This is a genomic window from Clostridium algoriphilum, from assembly GCF_020443705.1.
Taxonomy (GTDB): domain Bacteria; phylum Bacillota; class Clostridia; order Clostridiales; family Clostridiaceae; genus Clostridium_AD; species Clostridium_AD algoriphilum.
On the sequence record NZ_JAIZZK010000032.1, the window covers coordinates 1 to 26,055 of the forward strand.

A 26,055-nucleotide genomic window follows, 5' to 3' on the forward strand; every position below is an offset into this window, starting at 1 on the left:
ACTAAAAACAAAACTGACACCATATGAAAAACGGTGTCAGCTTACGTAAATTCAAGATATTCTATGGTAGGGGTTTATTTTTAGTGTCCATTAACCATGGTTCAGTTCAATCCATAGGGGGTGTGCATTTATTTTAATTTAACCCAAAAGCTAATGGTCCGAGCATAATTTCACCTTGCACTTTCGCCAAAAAAACAACGAAAACCTTTGAATTTCAAGGGCTTTCCATTGTATCAAACTTGTTGTTCTTTTATGGTGGAGGCGTACCATCTCTAACAATATCACTGTCCATTGATAGAACAACATTATACAATGGTCTTCGACAGTTTCTAACGAGCATGTTAATATAAAAGTATGCAATGGAAGTTACCTTCTTGATATAGATTTTATATCATATCTTTGAATCCCTTTGTTGCTATGAGAATTGTCGTTAGTAATAGTTATGATAATATGAAATATGAAAGAGATATTAAAATGATGATAAAAGATAGTAAGATTAAAAATAAATATACTAGTGATTGAAAAGAGGAATAAACTATGGCAAATATGAATGATGTGGCAAAGCGAGCAAAGGTTTCTAGAGGAACCGTTTCAAATTATATTAATAATGTGAGCATAAAAGAAGCTTCCCGTATTAAGGTAGAAGAAGCTATTAAAGAATTAGCCTATATCCCTAATGTAGCTGCGCGAGAATTTAAAACAAATAAATCTAGTAATGTGGTGTTTATTTTGCCCACTGTCTGGAATCCATTTTTTTCAGAGTTAACTTACCAATTGCAAATGAAATTAAAACAAAAAGGAATGAAATTGATATTATGTAACTCCCAAGATGACTATCGTGCAGAAATAGAATATCTTGAAATCGCCCAACAAAACAAAGTTTTTGGTATTATTTCAATATCTTACAGTGATATTATGCCTTATCTAACTTCTAAAATACCATATGTCGCTATTGAGCGTTACTATAATGACGATATTCCGTATGTGACAAGTGACAATGAGGGTGGGGGGAAAATGGCTGTAAACGAACTAATAAAAAAAGGTTGTCAAAAACTTCTTCACATAACGAGACAAGTGGATGGTAATAATGCTTTGATAGCTAGAAAAAAAGGTTTTGAAGAAGCTTGTAAAGAACAAAAGGAGGATTATGAGATATTTAGTCCAAAGACTTCTTCTGCAGCATTCCACGAGGATATAGCCATATTTTTGAAAGAAGCGTTTATAAAAGAAAAACAATTTGATGGTATTTTTTGTGCTACAGATCGTTATGCAAGTTATTGTCAAGATGCATTGATGGATATGGGAATTGCTATTCCAGAGGATGTTCAACTAATTGGTTTTGATGGATCTCAAAGCTATGCAACAGAAAAGTTGAAAATCTCAACTATTCGTCAACCTGTTGAGAAAATTGCAGAAGAAGCGGTTAATCTTCTAATTGCTGTTGTTAATAAAGATAAACAAAAGACTAGTATAGTCCTCCCTGTAACATTTCTTGATTTAAAAACTACTAAATCTAACTAAAATATTTATGGAAAGTTATAAAGATTGGTTGATGATTTGATTATCAGACAATCTTTTTTTGAGCTATTTTTTAAACTTAAGAAAAATGACTTCTGTATAAAAAGACTTCTGTAAAAACGATTTCAAAATAAATGAATTCGTTTTCAAAAAAACATTGTATTTTGGAAAAATTTATATTATAATGAAATTAATGGAACGTTCCAATAAATAATATTAAGGAGTGTAGATATGGATTACAACAAAATTGCAAGAGAAGTTTTAGAAAATGTTGGAGATAGAGATAATATCGCAAGCGCTGCTCATTGTGTTACTAGACTTCGCCTCGTGTTAAAAGATACATCAACATATGATAAAACAGTTCTTGAAAACATTGAAGGAGTAAAGGGTGTTTTCTTTAATAGTGGTCAATTGCAGGTCGTTTTTGGAACTGGTTTAGTCGACCAGGTTTATGCGGCATTTGTTGAAGAAGCAGGTATCAAAGAATCTTCTTTAGAAGACGTTAAAACAGAAGGTAAGAAAAATGTTGGAAAATTACAAGAAATGTTTAAAGCTTTTTCAGATATTTTTGTTGCGTTGATTCCAGGAATTGTTGGTTGTGCCATGATATTAGGCCTTCGTGCAATTCTTATGACGAGTGGATTATTTGGTTTAGAATCAACTTTAGCTGATACTTACAAATGGGCTAGTGATCTATCTTCATTTTTTAATATTATTGCAACCGGTTTAAATTTCTTACCCGTATTTATTATGTATTCAGCCACAAAAAGATTTGGTGGAAATCCAGTTTTAGGTATTATTATCGGGATAGTCCTTATTCATCCTGAATTAGGAAATCGTTTTGATTATTTACAAGGGAAATTGCCCGATGTAAATTATTGGAACTTTTTAGGAATCAATATTCCTGAAGTAGCCTTCCAAGGTGGTGTTTTCCCAGCTATCCTAACTTCTCTATTCTTAGCAAAGTTTGAAAAGTTCCTTACTAAACGAGTACCTCAGATATTATCCTTTATTCTAGTACCAACGTTAACAATTATTGCGTCAGCAGGTGCACTCTTCTTAGTTTTTGGACCTTTAGGAGATGTTATTGCATCAGGTTTAGGATTTATTATTGAGTTATTGTATACAAAAGGTGGAATCGTGGGAGCGTTTGTTTTTGCCGCAGTTTTACAGCCACTCGTAATCACAGGCACACATCATGCCATTGGAGGCATAGAAGCTCAATTGATTGCCAGTACAGGGTTTAATTATATACAACCTTTGTGGGCAGTATCGATTATTTCTCAAGGTGGAGCTTGCGTAGGTATGTTTTTATTAGCAAAGAAAAAATCAAAAAGAAGAGAAATAGCGATATCTAGTTTTGTGCCAACACTGGTAGGTGTTTCAGAACCCGCTATTTTCGCCGTAAACATAAAAGATTCGATTATCCCCTTTGTTTGTGCGGTACTTGGTGCAGGTTTTGGTGGAGCTTATATGAGAATTTTTGGCGTAAAGGCCCTTGGTTTCGGATTAACGGGTATTCCAGGTGTGACTATTGTAAATCCTCCTGTTATGATTCATTACATTATTGGAAATATAGTCGCCTTTACATTGACTATCATTTTGCTATTAATTTACGATAAATTAAAAGGAGTGCCAGGAGCACATGAATAAGAGAAGTTATAAAAATGAAATAGAATTCCAAACATTTGAGCCTTACACCTATTTACAAGACAAACATATATCTTATTTAAAACAATTAGAAAATTTCGTGCAAAAAAGTCCTTTTTTACCTCACTATCATCTTTATCCAAAAACAGGATTGATGAATGACCCCAATGGTATTGCTTATTTTAATAAGCAATACCAGTTTTTCTATCAATGGTTTCCATTTGAACCAAATCACGGCATGAAACATTGGGGACATTGTAAGTCAAGTAATTTGGTTCATTGGGAAGATAAAGGAATTGCACTTATTCCGGATCAAGAGTATGAAAAGAATGGCTGCTACTCTGGTAATTCCATTGAAAAAGACGATCTATTGTATCTATTTTATACCGCAAATTATAAAACACCTCAAGGTAAAATTCCTAAACAGGCAGTGTCCATTATGGATAAAGCAGGTGTTATTCAAAAGTCAAAAAATAACCCGATTATTGATGGAGCACCAGAAGGAATGTCAGGAGAAATACGAGATCCATTTGTGTTTGAACGAGACGGAAGTTATTATATGTTGTTAGGGGCAAAAGATGAGCATGAGGTAGGTCAGTTATTGCTTTATACTAGTCAGGATTTAATTGATTGGGTATATCAAGGAATCATTTACCTTCCAATTGATAAAGGTTATATGCTGGAATGTCCAAGTCTCATTCAAGTTGAAGGAAAAGATGTATTAATTATTTCATCGATGGGACTTGAAAAAGAAGAAACTCGTTATCAAAATCAATTTTCTACGGTATACTTGGTTGGAAAATTAGATTTAGTAAATAAAGTTTTTTATGAGGAATATAGTGATGAAGTGGATTCAGGATTTGATTTTTATGCTACGCAATCATTTTATGGTAAGAATAATGTTCCAATGATGGTGGCTTGGTTTGGATGTGGGGAACAAGAACTTCCTTCCGATAAAGATATGTGGAAACATGGATTAACTATGCCATATGAACTAAAATTAAAACAAAATCGGTTAACTCATTTCGTTGTTCCTGAGTTACTGGAACAATTTAAAAAGAAACAACTGTTCCATAATGCAAAGATAACGACAGAGTCTAATACCTATCACCTTACTTTTGAAGTTTCTGATCATCAAGATGAGATGTCAATTCAATTTGGTTATTCAAAGGACTATTGGAAATTACAATTCGATTTTAAGCAGGACCAAATTTCTGTGGATCGATCTAATTTGGACATTCCTGTGGATGTACAAAATGGGGAAATTAGAAAAGCCACAGGATTAAATAAAAATAGATATCAAGTTGATGTATTTGTTGATAATAGTTTTGTAGAAATCTTTATCAATGAAGGTGAAAAATCATTTGCTTTTCGTACCTTTAACATGACGACCCAACACCATGACGTCATCTTTGACTGGGAAGCTATAGGTGAAATTGGTTACTATCAAGCAGTTAAGTCCTAAAATCAGGGTTAGAATGGGTTCTGGATGAACAACTAAAAAAGGTAATAAGGGCAAAAATTTTGAATAAGTTTCTGAAAGGAGTTTACAGTGATGAAAAAGAAATTGATGATTTTAACCTTATCGGTTGTAATCGTCCTTACTACATTGATACTTATGACGAACTATTCATTTGCCACTACCTACGGTGAAAAATACCGTGGACAATTTCATTTTAGTCCATCTTCTGGTTGGATAGGAGATGTATGTGGTTCTCTTTATTATCAAGGTAAGTATCATATGTTTTGGTGGGGGAAGGCAACATCCACAGACTTAGTTCATTATGATGAGGAAACTTTGAACGCAATGACAGGCGAGCCGCAAGGAATTCAATATTGGACTGGAAGCACTGTGGTCTAATGATTCATAAAATTTAATCAATCTAAACAAATTTCTTTTACTGTACCATTTACCATATTGTTCTGAAAATTCTTTTGCTATCTCTGAAAAGCAAGCTTACTTGTGGATCTTTATCATAACTCTACTCCTCTACTTCAAAGCATAAGAAAACCCTCGACTAAAATTAATTAGTCGAGGGTTTTACTGGTGGAGGCGAGGGGTGTCGAACCCCTGTCCGAAAGCAGCAACACCTAGGCGTCTACGAGCGTAGTCAATAATTTAACATTCCCTCTACTTAACCCCTACTGACCGGGTTTAAGTTTTAGTAGCTTCATAATTTCCGTTTCCAGGTCAAAGCTTTCCCGGACTCGGTTCACCGCTGTCGGCGCCCTATCCTAAGTCGCGGTAATCAAAGGTAAGACGTAGCAGACTAAGCTGCTAGTGCTAAATTATCGTTTGCGTTTAAATTGTTCCTATAGTTTTTTACGCGGGTCCATAGGTTCCCTCGGCTCGCTTCCTCGATGCAACGTACCCACGTCGAAACCAAGTACGCCCCCATATTGTCAAAAGATTTAATTCAAATCCTTTGCTTAGCAATAATATACAAAAACTATTGCATATATACTATAAAATATATATTTGTTTAATTTAAAATCAATTACGATATCAATTATTATTTTATTACTATCTACTGGGTATAGACATAATGATACACCATATTATATGCTTTTTCAAGTACTAATATTATCAGGTTTTAGTGTATTATTTCTTGTTATCTCATTCTTTCTTTTATTTGTCTATCCATGTCTCTCTTAGCATCTTTTTCAAGCAATGCATCTCTTTTATCGTAGTCCTTCTTACCTCTAACAACCCCAAGATTAACTTTTACTTTGGTATTCTTAAGATAAAGTGACAATGGAACTAGTGTATAACCCTTTTGAGCAGTAAATCCTACTAGTTTATTTATTTGCTCCTTATGAAGCAATACCTTTCTAACTCTTAATGGATCAGTATTAAATTGATTTCCATTTTCATAATGGCTTATATGCATATTTTTAATAAATACTTCACCATTTATAACATCAGCGTAACTATCTTTTAAATTCGCTTTTCCAGCCCTAATAGACTTAACCTCTGTTCCAACAAGCGCTATTCCAGCTTCCATTGCTTCTTCTATAAAATAATCATGTCTCGCTTTTCTATTTTCAACTAATGTTTTATTACCTGTTACTTTTGCCATAATTTCACCTGCTTTATTCTTATTAAATAGTATAAGAAATTCAAATTATTATACTATATATAACATATATTATTATACTATACTATACCTTCTTTTTCAATAATGCATGTTATATTTTAACATTAAATTCCCAAAATATAATAAATGGAAGAGGTAATTACACCTCTTCTCATTTATGCTTTTTTTATTATAAGACATAGTCTTCCTCTTTTGTCTAATCTTCTTTTATAAGTTTATCTAGATCACTAGCTGAGTATTCTTCTTCTATTTCCTCATTGTCTTTCTTTTCTTCCTCGACTTCCTTTTCATCGACCCCTTCAACCATTTCAAAATAAATTTCATGAGAGGTTAAATCAACTTTACTAACTACAATCTTTACCTCTTCTCCTAATTTATACGTTTTATTAGTTCTCTCACCAATAAGCGTTAAGTGTCTTTCATCAAAGACATAATAGTCATCATCGAGGCTAGTCATATGGACTAATCCCTCTATAGTATTAGGGAGTTCCACAAACAAACCGAAATTAGTTACTGAAGAAATAATGCCATTAAATTCTTCTCCAATCCTCTCACTCATGTATTCTGCTTTCTTTAAGTCATCAACATCTCTTTCAGCTTCCATGGCTACTCTTTCCATATCTGATGATTGTTTTGATGCTACTTCTACTTCCTTTTGTAATCTTTCCGTTCTTGCTTCACTTAACCCTCCATTTATAACCTCTTTAATTATCCTGTGGATCATTAAGTCAGGGTATCTTCTAATTGGTGACGTAAAGTGACAGTAATACTTGGCTGCTAAGCCAAAATGCCCAACACATTCTGGAGAATATTTTGCTTTCATCATAGAACGTAGTAATAAAGTACTTACCACCATCTCTTCTTTTTTCCCTTTAACTTTCTTTAGTATATCCTGAAGCATTCTAGGATGTACTTCATTTCCCCACTTTACCGCATATCCTAAGTTATGTGCAAATTCACTAAAGCGCATTAATTTTTCTTCATCCGGGTCCTCATGAATTCTATACACAAATGGCACGTTTAGCCAGAACATATGCTCAGCGATAGTTTCATTTGCTGTTAACATGAACTCCTCAATAACTCTATTTGCAATACCTCTTTCATAAGGTACAATATCTACAGGTTTTCCAAATTCATTTAATATTATCTTACATTCATCAAAGTCAAAATCTATAGCTCCTCTTCCCATTCTCTTTTTATTAAGAATAGAACATAACTCTTCCATATGTTTAAAGTCTTCATACAAGTAATCATACTTTTTAATTGTTTCTTCATCTTTATCTTTTAAAATTTTAGTAACATCAGTATAAGTCATTCTCTCATTAGTTTTTATAATACTTTCTACTATCTCATGATCTATACTTTTGCCGTTTTTATCAATTTCCATAATACAACTAAGTGCCAATCTTTCCACTTTAGGATTTAGACTACAAACACCATTAGATAATTTTTTAGGTAGCATTGGTATAACCCTATCAATTAGATATACTGAGGTTGCTCTTTTAAAAGCTTCTTTGTCTAAGGTATTTTTCTCTTTAACATAGTGAGAAACATCTGCTATGTGGACCCCTAATCGATAGTTGCCATTAGCTAATACTTCAATAGACACAGCATCATCTAAATCTTTAGCGTCCTCTCCATCTATAGTTACCATTCGTAAGTCTCTTAAATCTGTTCTTCGCTTGTATTCTTCTTCTGGAATTTCTTCATTTATATTGGCAGCATATGCTTCTACATTTGGTGGAAATTCTTCTGGCAACTTATGTTTTTTAATTATGGCTAATATATCAATGCCAGTATCCCCTTTGTTTCCAAGGATTTCAATAATTTTTCCTTCAGGGTTTCTTCTTTGTTCTGGCCACTGAGTTATTTCAGCTATTACTATCTGACCTGTTTTAGCACCGCTTCTTTCTGATTTAGGAATAAATATGTCCTGAGCTATTCTCTTATCATCAGCTACTACAAATCCAAAGTTACTACTATCCTGATAAATTCCTATTATTGTTTTATTAGATCTTTCTATTACTTTTGCAATCTCGCCTTCACATTTTTTACCTTTATTTTCTTCTTTTAAAACTTTCGCAAGAACTTTATCACCATTCATTGCTCCATTTACGTTATCTGCGGGGATAAATATATCCGGTCTTTCTATTTCTGCTATTACAAATCCAAACCCTCTTTGGTGACCTTGGAATTTACCAACTACAAGACCCATCCTCTCTGGGATACCATAATATTCAGTTTTGGTTTTAACTATATCACCATCTATCTCCATCTCGGCTAATACTGCTGCAAAACCTTTAATATCTTTCTTTCTAATATCAAACACTCTACAAAGTTCTCCTATATTCATAGGTTTGTATGCTTCCTCTGTCATAAAGCTCATTAAGTTTTCTTTTATCTTCATCAAGTTTCCTCCTACATATTTTTATATTATATTTTTTATATTTCCCTAAAAAATATTTATTTTCACTTTATTTTTTTCTCATTATTATGTTAATCTTTTCTTGTGTTTCTATAATTGCTCACTTTATTATAATCTAAAAAATACATCTAGTATATACTATGTACTTATATACTTCCCTATATCCAATAAAAGATGCCCACATTAAATAGTTCTATTTAATGTGGGCATCTTTGTCGAAACATGATATATAAAAATTTCTTCACAGAAATCGACTTTTTTATACAAAATAAAACAGCCCTTGGGGTCGGGCTGCTCTATAATAAATAAAAAGGGGGCTATTTATCTCTTTATTTATCTTTGCATCTTAATTATATTAAATTTGATTAATGTTTGCAAGTGTTTCCACTAATTTGGTTGTAAATAATTTTTAAAATAAGGATGTTTTATTCATGTTTTATTTACTCTTACCTATTTTACGATATTTTTGTCTAAATTAAATTTCTTTTAATAAACTTATCTCTTGTTCCGACAATTCTCTGCATTGTCCTTCAAGTAAATCCTCATCTAATTTCAATGGACCAAAGCTAACTCTTCTTAAAAATACAACTTTCTTATCAATACTCTCAAACATTCTTTTTACTTGATGGAATTTACCCTCTTGAATAGTAATCAATACTTCAGATCCATTTTCATCTGCATTTATTATATCTAATATAGCCGGCATACATTTATATCCATCATCTATTACAACACCTTTCTTAAAGGTATTTACATTCCCTGCATCTACAAATTTATTAATTTCAGCATAATATACTTTATTAACATGATTTTTAGGTGCTATTAATTTATGATTTAATTCACCATCATTAGTAATTAGAAGTAATCCTACTGTGTCTTTATCCAACCTACCTATAGGAAATGGATCAAACGCATGATATTCATGATCTATTAAATCTATTACAGTTTCATCATGTTTATCTACAGTCGCAGAAACCACACCAGCAGGTTTGTTCATAATTAGGTATATATATTTTCTATAATTAATTTCTTCTCCTGATACCTTTATTACGGCTTTATCTGGGTCAACCTTCGTAGCACTATCTGACGCTATAACTCCATCTATCTCTACAAGGCCTTTTTTAAGTAATGCCTTTACTTCTTTCCTTGTTCCATGACCTAAATTAGACAATATTTTATCTATTCTTTCCATATCTATTCATCTCCTCAGCTATTTCTAAAACTTCATATACAATATATACAATATATAAAATATATAAAATCCTTGACTCATAAAAAAAACAGCCTTTAAAAGCTGTTTTATATTTATTCTTTTACTTCTATCTCTATTATATCATAATCTTCATATGAAATACTCTTATAAGAGCTTTTTGATAATACTAGCATTTTGTAATTACCTTTAGTAAACGGCATAAAAATATAATCATTTTTTATGCTAAATTTTTGTACTAAGCTCCAGTCGCCTTTTTCCATAAGATAGAACTCATATAAGACTTCCTTACCACCCATACTTTGCGCAACAAGTGTTATCGTTTCATTAACCCTAAAGTTTGATGCTCCACACAAAATTTTTGTGTCTGTTATTGGTAGTGTTTCATGTACATGTATTTTTATCTCTCTTTTACTATCATATTCAACTGTACTCATTTTACTTTTTGCTAATAGCTCTATTACATATCTCCCACTACATTTAGGTTTTATTTCATAACTCTTATGTTCAACAAAATCTGTTTGTTCTACTAAATGACCATCTATTTTTAAAACAAAATTTACAAGAGTATCCTTTGTATTTTCAGATATAACTTGGAGAGAAATTGTATCTCCCACCATAAAGTAATCTTTTGTAGGCATTAGAACGTAGTCTATTTGGGCAGGAATACATTCTAAGGCTTGGATATATACTACTGCATGACTATCATAATCCCTTTTAGAGTACTTATCCTTTACCCTTACTTCCAATTTGAATTTGCCTTTTTCCTCTGGCGTGAAATTCACAAAATCTCGCATTCCAAATTCAATTTTCTCTTTTTCTTTATCATTTTGAGAAACTATAAAACTATATCTTAATGAAGTTCCCCCTGTTGCTTTAACTTTAACATTTACAGTTTCACCTATAAGTACAATATCTTTCGTGTCTACTACTATATCCTCAATAACCACATTTACATTACCAATATCATCAATTATAAAATTCAAGTTATTTTTTTTCTCATAATCACCTTGAAAAGATGAATCTTTAACACATAAATTTACTTTATATTCGCCTGCTTCTTTTGGTGTCCATAAATAGCTATTATCTCTAGTATAACCAAAATCCTCTGGGCATTCTCCATCGATCTTAAATTTATACAATAGTTCTTTCCCGCCTCTCGCAATACATTTAAAAACAATAGGAGTATCACATAACTGCGGCGAACTTAAATCACTAGTAAAACTCCGTATAGTTATTTCATCATAAGGGTTTACACTATAATGAATTAATGCTCTATCATCAAATTCATGAAGTGAATACATATCCTTTGCCATGCATAATAGCTTATAATCACCTTTATTTTTTTCAACATAACTAATTAGTTTCTTAGTTGAATAATCTTGTATACATATAGCATTTCCATTAGAATCAATTTTAACAAATTTGTATAAAACCATTCTATTATCCTCATAGTTTGCCTCTACCTCGAAAACTAGTTCTGCTTCTTCTAATATATCCTCAGTTAAGCATTTAAAACTAACAATTTCTAAAGATTGAATGGCTTGTACATTAAATGGCAATTTCATAAAGTCATCAAATGTATTTTCCGAGTCTATGTTTCTACATTCTACCAAAAACTCTTGCTTCCCAGAATATTTTGAAGCCCAGGTTAATTTGTTCTCTGGTGTATAATCTTTTATAAGTAACCAATTTTCATGCTCGCGCACCCAATATCTATACATAATAGGATTTTTTATGGCGTCAACCGTTAAGGTAATTTTTTCACCTATCATTATTTCTGTTTTATCTATGTAAATATCATTTATTAACTTCTCTTCAATCTCTCCTACTATATAATCTATTTTTGACATAAAATCAAAGGGCTTGTTACTTTCTTTTCTTTTAGCTTGTACCATTATTGAGTACTTACCATCTGTCTCTGGTTTCCACATAGCTTCACTAGCTCCACTTAATTTCTTCAAAGTAGTCCACGTTCCATCCATTCCTACAAGAAATTTATAGTTTAAATTATCTTCTAATTTATTTTCAACACTTATTTCAATTTCTTTATATTTTTCCTTAGGATTCTCTAAGCTAAACATTATGTTCATTTCATTCATATAAATTCACCTACCTTTATAAATAAGCTAAACAATACAAAAGTATTATTAAAAAATTAGCCTCTATACTGTTATATTATACTATAATTCCATTATTTGTAACAGTGTATGCTTCAATTTTTTTCTTTTATTTATAGACATAATTTTTTATCATTTTAATTTAATATAGTAATATATTGTATATTATAGTTTTTTATAGTATTAAATATAGTATTATAAATTTAATACTGATTCAAACTTATGAAAATAGACTAGTAACAACGTTACTAGTCTATTTTATATATTCTATGTCTAACAAAAATCTTCTTTATATTAGCTTTGCGCTTTTAGAATAAGCCTAATTAAACTGTTATAAAGCTTATCATCGTCTTCGTTTGTTCGTTTTTTAGGACCAAAGGTTTTGCCCCCACTCCGTCTTAACTTACTAGACAAATGCCTTTCAAATAACAATTTATCAATATTGCCATCATCATATATATGCCCTTTAGGTCCCATCGCATACGCGCCTTTGGCTAAAACCATAGCAGCTACCCCAAAATCTTGAGTTATTACTATATCTTTAGATTTTGCCTCATTAGCTACTTTCATATCAACACTTTGAAACCCACTATCAACATACCTTATTGAAGCATAATCACTATTTAAAACATGATTAATATCACAATACATAATAAGCTCTATAGAGTTTTCCTTAGCTGCTTTTTCTATAAGATGTTTACCAGGGCATCCATCTGCATCTACAATAATTCTCATTTATCTAAAGTCTTTTTTCAAGTTCTGCTTTGAGTTCTTCGTAACCTGATTTTCCAAGAAGAGCAAACATATTTTTCTTGTACGCTTCAACACCTGGTTGATCAAAAGGATTTACACCTGACAAGTATCCACTAATTGCACAAGACTTTTCAAAGAAATAAGCCATATGTCCAAAATTATATGCTGTTAATGCTGGTACATTTAAAATTATATTAGGTACATCCCCGTCATTATGAGCAAGTACTGTTCCTTGAAAAGCTTTTTTATTTACAAAATCCATAGTTTTTCCTGCTAAAAAGTTCAATCCATCTAAATCTTTATTGTCCTTTTCTACTACAAATTCTGTTCTTGGCTTTTCAACATTTATAACTGTTTCAAATATATTTCTTACGCCTTCTTGAATATACTGTCCCATAGAGTGTAAATCTGTAGAGAAATTAACTGCTGCTGGGAATATTCCCTTTTGATCTTTTCCTTCACTTTCGCCATAAAGTTGTTTCCACCACTCACCGAAATATTGAAGTGCTGGCTCATAGTTAACTAAAATCTCCGTAACCTTGCCTTTTCTATATAGTGCATTTCTAGCTGCTGCATATTTATAACAATCATTTTTATTTAAATCTTCATTGCTGTAAGCTATTCTTGCATCCGCTGCGCCCTTCATCATTTCATCGATATCAATACCCGCTGCTGCAATTGGAAGCAGTCCTACAGCTGTTAACACTGTGAATCTCCCTCCTACATCATCCGGAATAACAAATGTTTCATAACCTTCTGCGTCTGCTGAATTTTTTAGAGCTCCTCTTGCTTTATCAGTGGTAGCAAAAATTCTTTCTTTTGCTCCTTCTTTACCATATTTCTTTTCTAATAAACCTTTGAATATTCTAAAAGCAATAGCTGGTTCAGTAGTAGTTCCTGATTTTGATATTACAATTATAGAAACATCTTTACCCTCAATTGTATCAATTAAATCAGCCATGTATGTTGAACTTATATTATTTCCAGCAAAATATATTGCTGGTGATTTTCTTTTTTCGCTTGAAAGACTGTTATGAAAACTATGACATAACATTTCTATAGCCGCTCTAGATCCTAGGTAAGATCCACCTATTCCTATTACAATCAAGACTTCCGAATTACTTCTTATCTTTTTTGCAGCCTTCTTAATTTTTTCAAATTCCATTTTATCATAATTTAGGGGAAGGTCTATCCATCCTAAGAAATCATTACCAGCACCTGTTTTATCTGTAAGCATTTTATGTGCGGCAGATACCATTGGTTGAAAATTAGAAATCTCATGCTCAGCCAAATATGGAATTGTTTTGCTCAAATCTAAAGATAAAATCTTTTCCATTAATATTCCTCCTTGTATACTATAAAGCAAATATTTAATAATTGTTTTGCTTTTGTATTCATCTGTTGTCGATAATAATTATAAACCAACTTCTACGCTTAAGTTACTATTAAAACAACATAAAATAATTTTAGTTTATTAAAGATAATAAATCAAGTTTTTTAATAAAATTTGTTATTTATAACATATTTTGTTGTAAATAAATAAATATAATACGTACTCCCTAGTATTCTGTTGCATATATTAAAATATATTACTATATGAGGCGTGATTTTTTTGATTATACATGTTGTAAAAAAAGGTGAAAATTTATATGAGATATCCAAATTATATGGAATTTCATATAATAAGATTGCTTCTGACAATGAACTTACAAACCCAACTCAACTTGTGGTAGGCCAAACACTTGTTATATTACAAGGTACTCGAAAACACAAAATCCTTGCTGGTCAATCACTATACATGATAGCTAAAATGTATGGCGTAACTATTGCAAACTTGTATGCAGCAAATCCTATTTTTAATAGTTCTATTATAATTTACCCTGGGGAAATTATTAATATACCCTCCTCGACTCAAAAATTAGGTTCTCTTGAAGTTAATGCTTATGCTCTTCCTGGTACTAATATGGATGTTCTTGCAAAAACTCTTCCAAACCTCACATATCTGAGTATCTTTAGTTATCAAGTGCAAGAGAATGGATCTCTAAAAGGCATTAATGATGTTCCTTTAATACAAGCTGCTAGGAGGGCTAGAGTAGCTCCTATGATGGTAATTACAAATTTAAGAGAGGGTGGTGGCTTTGATAGCGCATTAGCTCATACCATACTTACGAATGAAAATATACAAAATACATTATTAGATAACATAATTAATACATTGAAAACTAAAAATTACTACGGTTTAGATATAGATTTGGAATACATCTATCCCGAAGATAGAGAAAACTATAACAATTTTCTGCGTAAAACCGTAAATAAATTGAAACCTTTAGGCTATCCTGTTACTACGGCATTAGCTCCTAAACCATCTGGTGATATAAAAGGGTTGCTTTATGAAGCTCATGATTACCCAGTCCATGGAGCTCTTGTAAATCACGTTATACTAATGACCTATGAGTGGGGCTATACCGCTGGTCCACCACTTGCAGTATCTCCAATTAATGAAGTAAGAAAAATTCTTAACTACGCAGTAACTGTAATTCCAAGTAAAAAGATTTTCATGGGAATACCTAATTATGGTTACGATTGGACCTTGCCTTACGTAAAAGGCACTTCAGCAACAGCACTCGGTAATGTAGAAGCAGTAAATCTTGCACTGAAGGTAAATGCAGCTATTCAATATGACTATACCTCTCAAGCTCCATTTTTCAACTATTATGATTCTGCTGGTAAAAAACATGTAGTTTGGTTTGAAGATGCAAGGAGCATGAACGTGAAACTTAGAACTGCTAATGAATATAATTTAGGTGGAGTTAGTTATTGGACAATCGGTAAATACTTCCCTCAAGCTTGGCTAGTTCAAAATTCACTATACGATATAAAGAAATTGCTTTAATTTGAGTTTTTCTATATAAAATGAATGAGATCTGAAATATGGTCAATACTTTAAATATACCAACCTTACAATAATAAAATATATGCTTTATAAAAATACTGCACTGGGTTCCCCCTAAGTGCAGTATTTTTATTATCCCAAATCAATGTGCTATATTAGAATTTTATAAAAATCGTAACCACTTTGATATCTAATATAGAACTACTCGTCGAAGTCACATATTTTCATTAAAATTTTCTATCACATTATATCTGTTTATTATTAATTGCCATATTGTAAATATAGCAGTCTGTAATTTTATTAACGTATTTATTGGGTATTTATGTGTTCTCAAAAAAGATAAATATATATTCTTGAAATCAGGTGAAAATGTATTTTCAAGCTTTCTATACTCTTCTTCATTAAAATTATACTTAAGATTATGAGAATATGAATTTCTTATATGATTCACTTCCATAACTGTTTCAAATATATCAAGCGGAAGCAGCCCTAATGAAAATACTAATTTTGCCAACTGATTAAATGCCAACTTATCACATTCTAAAATTTCTGGATTCTTAAGGTGCTTCTTTAGCCTTTCTCTCAACGCATATTCTATATAAAGATTCCCTTTTAATATAATCTGCATTGGATTTTCAGAATTTATATCTAAGTGAAACTTTTCTAATTTGTTTTTAAATTCTAACACGTTATCTTCCATTTTTTTTAACTCAGTTTTATTCATTTCTTTCATCAATGATTCCTCCCTTAATAACTGATTTTTTAATCTGCACTGTTTACCGTGTTTAATCTAAGGCTATAATTAAGCTTAAATTATAAAATTTAAATTAACTTATATTGTATATTATAACATGTTTTTTTCATTACAACATCACTTATTATTAGAAATAAAATAAAGACTACCAATCAAGGTAGCCTCTTATATATTACTAATTATTAATTTTGTATGTCTGTTAATCTTGTATTTTCAAAATACAAGAAATTTATAGATCGCCATAGACCCATTGTTAACTTCAATTTTATCATTAGTTTATTTATTCTTTAAAAATTTTATTTCAATACCTTTAACATGGATTCCAGTATAGCAATACCTTCTTCTTTATATACCACTGACAACACGAATAGCTTTCTAACGGCTTCCATTGCCTTCTCTATGCTCTCTTTATTTTTAGTATTAATATAATACCAGTAGTTACCATCATTGCTTCTTAACTCTTTCATGTCCTTGCTAGGATGTTCATTTAGATTCCAGTAGCTTTTATTAGGTTGCTTTGTTAAATCATCAAGATGTTTTTTACCTGTTAATGGCATTCTAATTCCCCCTATTTTTTATTTTGTAATTGAATTTATAATTCATTTACTTTAGTAGCTTGGGAATGTCATGCAGATGACTGAATTAATAAAACTCCTTCTCCACATTTCTAAATTTGGAGTCTTCTATCTCTACACTATTATAAAATAAATCACTAAGTATAGATTCTATTATATATTATTCGACATAAATAATACATAAGCCAATAGTATATATATATAGTTAGCTATTGTTAGCCATTAGCTTAATCGTATATTAAGCTCGTCATCTGTTAGAATTTCTTTAAATGCCTCCTAAAACTTTACTTAAGGTATTTTAAAACTTTCTAAACTGTATCCTCGGTAAATACAAAAAAAGTAGTTATGAAGTACTAATTTAATAGCAACCTTCATAACCACTTTTAATTAACTTATCATATTTATATATCTAGGCTCTTCAATGGTTTCAGACCTAAACGACCTATTCCCACTCAATAGTCGAAGGTGGCTTTGAAGTTATATCATAAACAATTCTGTTTACTCCCTTAACTTCATTAACAATTCTCCTTGAAACCTTATCTAATACATCATATGGTATTCTAGACCAATCAGAAGTCATTCCATCAGAACTAGTTACAGCCCTTAGAGCAACTGTATGACAATATGTTCTCTCATCTCCCATAACTCCAACGGATTGGATGTTAGGTAGACATGCAAAGTATTGCCATATTTCACTCTCAAGTCCTGCTTTAGCTATTTCATCTCTGAATATTGCATCTGCTTCACTAGTTATAAATAATTTTTCAGGTGTTATTTCTCCAAGCACTCTTATAGCGAGTCCTGGTCCTGGGAATGGTTGTCTCCATACTAGGTAATGAGGAATTCCAATTTCTTCTCCAACTGCTCTAACTTCATCTTTAAATAATTCTCTTAAAGGCTCTATTAGTTTGAAGTGCATATCTTCTGGAAGTCCTCCAACATTATGGTGACTTTTTATAGTAGCAGAAGTAGAAGTACCACTTTCAACTACATCTGGATATATTGTGCCCTGAACAAGGAAATCTAATTGTCCAAGTTTATTAGATTCTTCTTCAAAAACTCTTATAAATTCTTCTCCAATTATCTTTCTCTTTGTCTCTGGATCACTTATTCCTTTAAGCTTACCTAAGAATCTGTCCTGAACATTAACTCTTATTATGTTCATTTTAAATTCGCCCTTGAACATTTTTTCAACTTGATCTCCTTCATCTTTTCTTAAAAGACCATGATCTACAAATACGCAAGTTAACTGATCTCCTATTGCTTTATGTACAAGCACTGCAGCAACTGAAGAATCTACACCACCAGAAAGAGCACAAAGCACTTTTTTGTCTCCAACTATTTCTTTTATAGCTTTAATTTTTTCTTCTGCAAATGATGACATTGACCAATCACCCTTAACTTCGCATACATCATATAGGAACTTTCTAAGCATTGCTTCGCCAAAAAGAGTATGTTTTACTTCTGGGTGAAACTGAACTCCATAGAGTTTTTTAGAAACATTAGCCATAGCTGCTACAGGACAATCTTTAGTAGTTGCAATTATCTCAAATCCTTTTGGAGCTTTTGAGATATGATCTGTATGACTCATCCAACATTGATTTTCTTCTATTCCTGTAAAAATAATAGCATCTTTATGTAAATCAACTTCTATTTTTCCATATTCGCGAACATTAGGTGTTATAACTTCTCCACCGTAAGCTTGTGCCATTAATTGAGCACCATAGCATATCCCTAAAATAGGAATACCTAACTCAAATATTCCTTTTTCCATTTTTGGAGCACCCTCTGCATATACACTGTTAGGTCCACCGGTAAATATTATTCCCTTTGGATTCATATTTTTTATTTCTTCAACAGTGCGTGTATATGGTATTATTTCGCAGTAAACATTATTTTCTCTAACTCTTCTTGCAATAAGCTGATTATATTGACCACCAAAATCAACTACTAAAACTAATTCTCTATTAATCAATGTTTTTCCTCCTGTATATTTAAGCCTTATAATTAGCTATTTACACTATAATTTGGTGCTTCCTTTGTAATTGATACATCATGTGGATGACTTTCTCTAAGTCCTGCTGAAGACTGAACAACAAAGGTTGAAGTCTCAAACAATTTCTCTAGTGTTTCAGAGCCTAAATACCCCATTCCAGAACGTATACCACCTATCATCTGAAATATAGTGTCTATAACACTGCCTTTAAATGGTATTCTTCCTTCTACGCCTTCTGGAACTAGTTTTTTATTTCCTTCTTGAAAATATCTGTCCTTACTTCCACAAGCCATAGCACTTAGAGAACCCATACCTCTATATACCTTATAACTTCTTCCTTGATATATTTCCATTTCACCTGGAGATTCTTCACAACCTGCAAACATAGAACCCATCATTACCACTTTAGCACCTGCTGCTAATGCCTTAACTATGTCTCCTGAGTATTTAATACCGCCATCTGCTATAACAGGTACTCCATATTTATTTCCTTCTTCAACACAGTCCATAACCGCTGTAAGTTGTGGAACACCTACTCCTGCTACAACTCTTGTAGTACAAATTGATCCAGGACCTATTCCAACTTTTACACAATCTGCACCTGCTTCAATTAAATCTTTAGTCGCTGCAGCAGTTGCAATATTTCCTGCAATTATCTGAAGTTCCGGGTAAACAGATTTAATTTTACGTACAGCATCTAGTACTCCTAAAGAATGTCCATGAGCTGTATCTATAGTTATTACATCTACTGAAGACTTTACGAGTGCCGCTACACGTTCCATCATGTTTGAAGTTACACCAACAGTTGCACCACATAATAATCTTCCTCTAGAGTCTTTAGCTGCATCAGGAAATTTTATAGTTTTCTCTATATCTTTTATAGTTATAAGTCCCCTTAAATAATTTTCTCTATCTACTAAAGGTAACTTTTCTATTTTATGTTTTTTAAGAATATCCTTGGCTTCCTGCATATTTGTTCCTTCTGGTGCAGTAATAAGATTTTTACTCGTCATTATATCTTTAATTTTCTTACTATAATCAGTTTCAAAAACTATGTCCCTGTTAGTAATTATTCCAACTAACTTACCGTCTATCGTTATTGGTACTCCTGATATTCTATATTTACTCATTAGTTCTAAAGCATCTTCTAAAATATTATCTGGATGTAAAAAGAAAGGATCCGTAATTACACCATTTTCTTGTCTTTTAACTCTGTCGACTTCAATGGCTTGGTCCTCAATACTCATGTTCTTATGTATAATCCCTATTCCGCCCTCTCTAGCCATAGCAATAGCCATTCTAGACTCAGTAACAGTGTCCATTGCAGCACTCATTAGAGGTATATTAAGTTTAATTTTTTTTGTAAGGTATGTAACTAGACTAACATCTTTAGGTAATATTTCAGACTTGTTTGGAACTAGCAATACATCGTCAAAGGTATACGCTTTTTTTAATATTTTTGCCATTATTCAACACCCTTTCACAATTCTATTTTAAGTATATTCTTTTTATAGTTAACATAAAAATATTTATATATACAGCATTTTAAAATAAGGTATAAAGTATAAAAAGGCATACTAATCCTACCTTATCTAAAGTAAAATTAGCATGCACAAAAATAGGTTCACACTAAGATTACTCATAGTCGGAAATTTGCGGCTTCCGGTAGATACTCCTTGCCATATTCAAGGGATATATGAGTTACACATTGTTTTCATATTATTATCATGATAGTTAATGTTTAATGATTTGTCAATGGATAATTCTTAATGTGACATATTTAGATAAAAAAAGTTAACTAGAGTAGACCCTAGCTAACTTTTACTTTTCTATATATATGTTATTTTAATAAATTTCTATATATAGCAATTATTACTTAAATTACTCTTAGTACATTCCATCCATTCCCATTCCTGGTGCGCCCATTGGTGCTGGATTTTTTTCAGGAATATCTGCAACTGCTACTTCTGTTGTTAAGAATGTCGCTGCAACAGATGCTGCATTTTGAAGTGCTGATCTTACAACCTTAGTTGGATCAACAATCCCTGCTTTATTCATATTAACTAATACTCCGTGCAAAGCATCATATCCAACTTCCCCAGCGCTCTCTCTTACTTTTTCTATTATAACTGAAGGTTCTGCTCCGGCGTTTGTAACTATTTGCCTTAATGGTTCTTCTAGAGCTCTTGTTATTATGTTAATCCCAACTTGAACATCTGGTATGTTTGATGTTAATTTGGCAATCTCTACAATAGCATTAATATAACATGTTCCACCGCCAGGAACGATTCCCTCTTCAACAGCTGCTTTTGTAGCCGCAAGAGCATCTTCTATTCTGAGTTTCTTTTCTTTTAACTCAGTTTCAGTAGCAGCTCCAACTTTAATTACAGCTACTCCACCAGCGAGTTTAGCAAGTCTTTCTTGTAATTTTTCTTTATCAAAATCTGATGTAGTATCTTCAATTTGTTTTTTAATTTGAGATACCCTATCTTTGATTGTAATCTTGTCACCCTTACCATTAACTATGGTAGTATTTTCTTTAGTTATTTTAACACTTTCTGCTCTTCCAAGCATTTCTAAAGTAACATCTTTTAATTCTCTTCCTAATTCTTCACATACAACTTCTCCACCAGTTAGGATAGCTATATCTTGAAGCATTTCTTTTCTTCTATCACCAAAACCTGGAGCTTTAACAGCTACGCAAGTGAAAGTTCCTCTTAGTTTATTAACAACTAATGTAGCTAATGCTTCACCTTCAATATCTTCAGCAACTATTAATAATTTTCTTCCTTGTTGAACAATTTGCTCAAGTATTGGAAGTATGTCTTGTATGCTAGTAATTTTCTTATCTGTTATTAAAATATAAGCTTCTTCAAGGTTTGCTTCCATTTTTTCTGAATCTGTAACCATATAAGGACTTAGATATCCTCTGTCGAACTGCATTCCTTCAACAACATCTAACTCTGTTCCCATAGATTTTGATTCTTCTACAGTTATAACACCTTCATTACCTACTCTTTCCATAGCATCAGCAATTAGAGCTCCTGTTACTTCATCACTAGCTGATATAGATGCAACTCTAGCTATATCTTCCTTACCATTAACTGGTTTAGAAGTTTTTTTAATTTCTTCAACTGCTTTATCAACAGCCATTTTTATACCAGTTCTTATTAACATTGGATTTGCTCCAGCTGTAACATTTTTTAATCCTTCTCTTATTATAGCTTGAGCAAGTAATGTAGCTGTAGTTGTTCCATCTCCTGCTACATCATTTGTCTTTGTAGCAACTTCTTTAACAAGCTGTGCTCCCATATTTTCAAATGCATCTTCTAATTCTATTTCTCTAGCTATAGTAACACCATCGTTGGTTATTAATGGTGATCCAAATTTCTTATCTAAAATAACATTTCTACCTTTTGGTCCTAATGTGATTTTAACGGTATTTGCAAGTTTATCTACACCTCTTTGCATAGATCTTCTTGCTTCTTCTCCAAACAATACATTTTTAGCCATTCAAAACCCTCCTATACGCTGACAATTAAATAAAAACTTATTTAATTGTTATTACGCTTAATTAAAATTATTTTTCAATTATAGCTAACAATTCTTCTTGTTTTAATATGATATACTCAATACCATCATATTTTATTTCACTTCCTGAATATTTAGAAAATAATACTACATCTCCTACTTTAACTTCCATTTTAATTTCTTTTCCATCTTCAACTTTTCCTGGTCCTACTGCAACTACTTCCGCCTCTTGTGGTTTTTCCTTTGAAGCTCCTGCAAGTAGTATTCCACTTTTTGTAGTTTCTTCTGCTTCTAATCTTTTTATTAATACTCTATCACTAAGTGGTCTAATGTTCATTTAAACCCCTCCTCATATATTTTTATTGCTTTTGTTAGCACTCAACACTTTTGAGTGCTAACATGATCTATACCTTACATGATAATTTATATTTGGTATAATATCAAGTTTATATATTCCATATATTATCCCATTTATAGTTAAATAAACATTATACGTCTATTAAGCACTCATTTTTATCGTTTTTCTCTAATTTACTATAATTTACTATAATTATTTAATATTGTTTCATTTTAATTATTTATATTATACATTTTGATAACTATTGAATATATTTCTAATTATTGTTAAAATTACTATCAGAGGTGATTTTATGAATACTAGAAATAAATTGAATATCAATTGTTTCTCTCTAAATTCTTTTTTTAAGTTTTCATTTAAAACATTTTTTATTATATGTTTTACTTTTTCTTTTATTGTTTTAAGTGTATATTTTACTTTGCTTTTTAAGCCATTATACTATATGGATATTAATATATTAAATATTGAGCAATCAACCAATATAAATAAAAATGAACTTAAGGCTAATTACAATTATGTAATAACATATTTAACTCAGAATAAATTGACAGAATTTAATCTTCCAACACTACAATCCTCTGATCATGGTAAAATTCACTTTAAAGAAGTTAAAATTATATTTGATAAACTTAAGGTAATGCTAGTTTTATCCATATTAATTAGTGCTATTGGTATAATAATAAATAAGAGACGTAAAACAATAAAGTACCTGTTAACTAGTTCCAATTTTCTTATTATTATACCTATAGTTTTACTTATACCTTTTTTAATTGATTTTGATAAAAGCTTCACAACATTTCATCATATTTTCTTCAATAATGATTATTGGTTATTTGATATTCAATCTGACCCAATAATAACAATTTTACCGCAAACTTTTTTCTTTCATTGCGCCATATTAATAATTATTTTAATAATTATAAGCAGTACTATATTGAGATGTATATATATAAAGTTACACTCTTTATAATATTTATTCAGGAAGATTTATTTTAGTAACTTTTAATAAATCTTTCTCTTTCTAACCATATTCTTAATTATAATATTGCCTTTAAAAATTCCTAGAACAAATAATATACTCATAATTATCCCTATAATAATTAAACTCGTTAAATCTTTAGCGTATATTTTTTCTCCAAAGTAAGATGAAATAAATATACATGGAATTCTACCTATTGTTGAATATATAAAGAAATCTTTAAGCGATATATTAGATACACCACATATATATGTTAGTGCATCTTTAGGTATTCCTGGAATTAAATAAAACATGAATATAACAACCTTTTTACTTCCCACTTCCAATATTTTCTTAAAAAATTTAACTTCCTTCTTTAAGATTAATTTATCTACAAAAGGCTTACCATAATTGTTAGCAATAAAATAAACCATTAAACTTCCTAAGGTAATACCCACTAGAGATATTATTCCGCCGAGATACGCACCAAAAATATATCCTCCAGCAACTTGTATAAATTCCCCTGGGATAAAAAAAGCAACTACTTGTAAAATCTGCATGAGAATAAAAACCAAAATACTAAAATTACCATAGGAAAGAACAACTTCTTTTAATATATTTGGATTCATTAGTATATAAGAGAACTTGAAATAATATTCATATCCAATATATATGAAAAACAACAATGCTGCTAATGCTATTATATGTTGTTTATGTTTTGATCCCTTCACCATAATAAAATTCCATATTCTTTTCATAGTTTTTCATCCTCTTCATCTTATATTATGCAATAGTCATTAATGCTTAGCTTGCTTAATTTCTATTAATTTATTCTATTTTAATATTATTTTCTCTTGCATAATAAAATAAATACTGTTGTGCAAATCCTGCAAAATTTTCAAATTTGTCTCTAGCAAAAGCTCTTATTTTAGGCAGTGACACATCTGGTGCCAAGTAAAAAAATTGCATTGCCCTTTTAACCCATACGTCCACTGGAAAAGCAGAATATTTTTGCATAGAAAATAACATAATGCAATCCGAAACCTTTGGACCTATACCATTAAGTTTTTTTAATTCTTCATGGCAGATATCATCATCTTGAGATTTAATAAATTCAAGATTTACTTCACCGGTATATATTCTATGTACTGAATCTTTTACATATCTAGATCTAAACCCTAGACTACAACTTTGAATATCTTCTATAGACGCTTTCTCTAAATCAGCGGCCGTCGGAAAAGTATAATACATTTCGCCTTTATATTCTATTTCTTTACCCCACTTTTTGCTTAAATTGTTTATAGCTCTTTTTATCATTGGAATTCTATTGTTTGAAGAAATTATAAAAGATATAGTAAGTTCAAAAGGTTCCTGCTGAAGTAATCTAATGCCATGACCAAAATTAACAGATCGTTTAAGAAGAGGATCCTTTTGAAACTCATCTTTAATAGCTGTATAATTTCTTTTAAGATCAAAATAATCACACCAAAAATCATTGAATTCTTCCTCATTTATATTATATATTTTTACATCAGTATCCTTCTTTTCTACCTCTACTACCTTACCGTATGCTACTCCTATGTAATTCCCATTAGTTTGTTTGTTCCATCTAAAACATTGCCCACATTCAAATATATGGTCTAATTCAAAGTTCTCTACACTCTTTATAATGATACCTTCATTAAATAATTCAATTCCTTTATAATCCATAATTTTTCCTCTCCATAAGTTTAATTATTAACTTGTAATTCACGCTTTACAATTTCATCCAATATTTCAGCAGCAGTTTCAATCATTACCCTGCAACCAATGTCTTCTGTTTTATATTTTGCTTTAAGCATAGCACAATTATTCGCACCTAATTTTGCATCAAATTTTTGAAAGAGTTCCGTGCATAGCTTTTTAACTCTATCTCCTTCATGTGCTCTTTCCTTGGTGAACAGTATACCTATAACTGCCAAAGAAGCTGTAATTGCTCCACATACACTCTCTATAGCCATTCCACCACCAAATGAAGACATAGCCTTAAAAGTTTCACTAGTCAGATGCATATTATATTCATCACTAGCTGCATAAATTAATACCTCAGCGCAACTATAATCATATTCTTTAGTGTAATATTTATTAATATTATTCATTAACATATATATTCCTCCTAGCATTTATTTTTATTATAACAAAATCTTTTGATTTCTAACAAGTTTTTTATTTTAAGT

General features: G+C 31.1%; 22 protein-coding genes, 1 other RNA gene and 1 riboswitch. Of the genes, 7 read left to right on the forward strand and 16 right to left on the reverse strand.

Features of this window, described 5'->3' with window-relative positions:
* The first annotated feature begins 399 nt into the window (after window positions 1-399).
* From LGK95_RS22520 to LGK95_RS17865, 5 genes are all read left to right on the forward strand, one after another.
* Window positions 400-522 carry a hypothetical protein gene (locus LGK95_RS22520; RefSeq protein WP_264174598.1) on the forward strand — a complete coding sequence of 41 codons (123 nt, stop codon included), beginning with the start codon at window positions 400-402 and terminating at the stop codon, window positions 520-522.
* 33 nt (window positions 523-555) lie between these two features.
* Complete coding sequence (locus tag LGK95_RS17850; RefSeq protein WP_319001940.1) at window positions 556-1,521, forward strand: LacI family DNA-binding transcriptional regulator; 966 nt, start codon at window positions 556-558, stop codon at window positions 1,519-1,521.
* 228 nt (window positions 1,522-1,749) lie between these two features.
* Entirely contained in the window at window positions 1,750-3,171 is a 1,422-nt protein-coding gene (locus LGK95_RS17855; protein WP_226126270.1) for a PTS transporter subunit EIIC, read from the forward strand.
* The gene (locus LGK95_RS17860) at window positions 3,164-4,633 is read left to right on the forward strand and encodes a glycoside hydrolase family 32 protein (protein ID WP_226126271.1); all 1,470 of its coding nucleotides are present in this window, start codon (window positions 3,164-3,166) and stop codon (window positions 4,631-4,633) included. Before LGK95_RS17855 ends, LGK95_RS17860 begins: the two co-directional genes overlap by 8 nt.
* A gap of 90 nt (window positions 4,634-4,723) precedes the next feature.
* Window positions 4,724-5,029 (forward strand): hypothetical protein, encoded by a 306-nt coding sequence (locus tag LGK95_RS17865; RefSeq protein WP_226126272.1) that lies wholly within the window; start codon window positions 4,724-4,726, stop codon window positions 5,027-5,029.
* A gap of 184 nt (window positions 5,030-5,213) precedes the next feature.
* Here the strand turns inward: LGK95_RS17865 and ssrA are convergent.
* The 7 genes from ssrA to LGK95_RS17900 form a co-directional block, all read right to left on the reverse strand.
* Window positions 5,214-5,565, reverse strand: a transfer-messenger RNA (tmRNA) gene (gene ssrA / locus LGK95_RS17870).
* A 215-nt stretch (window positions 5,566-5,780) separates the two neighbouring features.
* Window positions 5,781-6,248, reverse strand: coding sequence for an SsrA-binding protein SmpB (smpB, locus tag LGK95_RS17875; RefSeq protein ID WP_226126273.1), 468 nt, complete (start codon window positions 6,246-6,248; stop codon window positions 5,781-5,783).
* A gap of 214 nt (window positions 6,249-6,462) precedes the next feature.
* The gene (rnr, locus tag LGK95_RS17880) at window positions 6,463-8,673 is read right to left on the reverse strand and encodes a ribonuclease R (protein WP_226126274.1); all 2,211 of its coding nucleotides are present in this window, start codon (window positions 8,671-8,673) and stop codon (window positions 6,463-6,465) included.
* 493 nt (window positions 8,674-9,166) lie between these two features.
* The gene (locus LGK95_RS17885) at window positions 9,167-9,883 is read right to left on the reverse strand and encodes a pseudouridine synthase (RefSeq protein ID WP_226126275.1); all 717 of its coding nucleotides are present in this window, start codon (window positions 9,881-9,883) and stop codon (window positions 9,167-9,169) included.
* 113 nt (window positions 9,884-9,996) lie between these two features.
* Window positions 9,997-12,003, reverse strand: coding sequence for a triple tyrosine motif-containing protein (locus LGK95_RS17890; RefSeq protein WP_226126276.1), 2,007 nt, complete (start codon window positions 12,001-12,003; stop codon window positions 9,997-9,999).
* A gap of 312 nt (window positions 12,004-12,315) precedes the next feature.
* Window positions 12,316-12,756, reverse strand: a complete 441-nt coding sequence (locus tag LGK95_RS17895; protein ID WP_226126277.1) for a YaiI/YqxD family protein — start codon at window positions 12,754-12,756, stop codon at window positions 12,316-12,318.
* A 4-nt stretch (window positions 12,757-12,760) separates the two neighbouring features.
* On the reverse strand, window positions 12,761-14,110 hold the full coding sequence (locus LGK95_RS17900; protein ID WP_226126278.1) for a glucose-6-phosphate isomerase: 1,350 nt from the start codon (window positions 14,108-14,110) through the stop codon (window positions 12,761-12,763).
* Between the two features lie 276 nt (window positions 14,111-14,386).
* Between LGK95_RS17900 and LGK95_RS17905 the strand changes: the two genes are divergently transcribed.
* Window positions 14,387-15,667, forward strand: a complete 1,281-nt coding sequence (locus LGK95_RS17905; RefSeq protein WP_226126279.1) for a glycosyl hydrolase family 18 protein — start codon at window positions 14,387-14,389, stop codon at window positions 15,665-15,667.
* 214 nt (window positions 15,668-15,881) lie between these two features.
* Here the strand turns inward: LGK95_RS17905 and LGK95_RS17910 are convergent, their stop codons facing one another.
* From LGK95_RS17910 to LGK95_RS17935, 6 genes are all read right to left on the reverse strand, one after another.
* On the reverse strand, window positions 15,882-16,400 hold the full coding sequence (locus LGK95_RS17910) for a hypothetical protein (protein WP_226126280.1): 519 nt from the start codon (window positions 16,398-16,400) through the stop codon (window positions 15,882-15,884).
* A gap of 317 nt (window positions 16,401-16,717) precedes the next feature.
* Window positions 16,718-16,978 carry a hypothetical protein gene (locus LGK95_RS17915; RefSeq protein ID WP_226126281.1) on the reverse strand — a complete coding sequence of 87 codons (261 nt, stop codon included), beginning with the start codon at window positions 16,976-16,978 and terminating at the stop codon, window positions 16,718-16,720.
* Between the two features lie 460 nt (window positions 16,979-17,438).
* Window positions 17,439-18,968, reverse strand: coding sequence for a glutamine-hydrolyzing GMP synthase (gene guaA / locus LGK95_RS17920; RefSeq protein WP_226126305.1), 1,530 nt, complete (start codon window positions 18,966-18,968; stop codon window positions 17,439-17,441).
* A 35-nt stretch (window positions 18,969-19,003) separates the two neighbouring features.
* The gene (gene guaB, locus LGK95_RS17925) at window positions 19,004-20,458 is read right to left on the reverse strand and encodes an IMP dehydrogenase (RefSeq protein WP_226126282.1); all 1,455 of its coding nucleotides are present in this window, start codon (window positions 20,456-20,458) and stop codon (window positions 19,004-19,006) included.
* Between the two features lie 156 nt (window positions 20,459-20,614).
* Window positions 20,615-20,712: riboswitch (purine riboswitch) on the reverse strand.
* Between the two features lie 167 nt (window positions 20,713-20,879).
* Window positions 20,880-22,505 carry a chaperonin GroEL gene (gene groL / locus LGK95_RS17930; RefSeq protein WP_226126283.1) on the reverse strand — a complete coding sequence of 542 codons (1,626 nt, stop codon included), beginning with the start codon at window positions 22,503-22,505 and terminating at the stop codon, window positions 20,880-20,882.
* A gap of 67 nt (window positions 22,506-22,572) precedes the next feature.
* Window positions 22,573-22,860: a co-chaperone GroES gene (locus LGK95_RS17935; RefSeq protein WP_226126284.1), complete on the reverse strand. Its 288-nt coding sequence runs from the start codon at window positions 22,858-22,860 to the stop codon at window positions 22,573-22,575.
* Window positions 22,861-23,173: 313 nt separating this feature from the next.
* On the opposite strand from LGK95_RS17935, the gene LGK95_RS17940 reads away from it, so the two are divergent.
* Complete coding sequence (locus LGK95_RS17940) at window positions 23,174-23,851, forward strand: TIGR01906 family membrane protein (RefSeq protein WP_226126285.1); 678 nt, start codon at window positions 23,174-23,176, stop codon at window positions 23,849-23,851.
* 32 nt (window positions 23,852-23,883) lie between these two features.
* Here the strand turns inward: LGK95_RS17940 and LGK95_RS17945 are convergent, their stop codons facing one another.
* The 3 genes from LGK95_RS17945 to LGK95_RS17955 form a co-directional block, all read right to left on the reverse strand.
* On the reverse strand, window positions 23,884-24,597 hold the full coding sequence (locus tag LGK95_RS17945) for a TVP38/TMEM64 family protein (RefSeq protein WP_226126286.1): 714 nt from the start codon (window positions 24,595-24,597) through the stop codon (window positions 23,884-23,886).
* Between the two features lie 70 nt (window positions 24,598-24,667).
* Window positions 24,668-25,549 (reverse strand): DNA-3-methyladenine glycosylase family protein, encoded by an 882-nt coding sequence (locus LGK95_RS17950; protein ID WP_226126287.1) that lies wholly within the window; start codon window positions 25,547-25,549, stop codon window positions 24,668-24,670.
* A gap of 20 nt (window positions 25,550-25,569) precedes the next feature.
* Window positions 25,570-25,983 carry a C-GCAxxG-C-C family (seleno)protein gene (locus LGK95_RS17955; RefSeq protein ID WP_226126288.1) on the reverse strand — a complete coding sequence of 138 codons (414 nt, stop codon included), beginning with the start codon at window positions 25,981-25,983 and terminating at the stop codon, window positions 25,570-25,572.
* Window positions 25,984-26,055 lie beyond the last annotated feature (72 nt).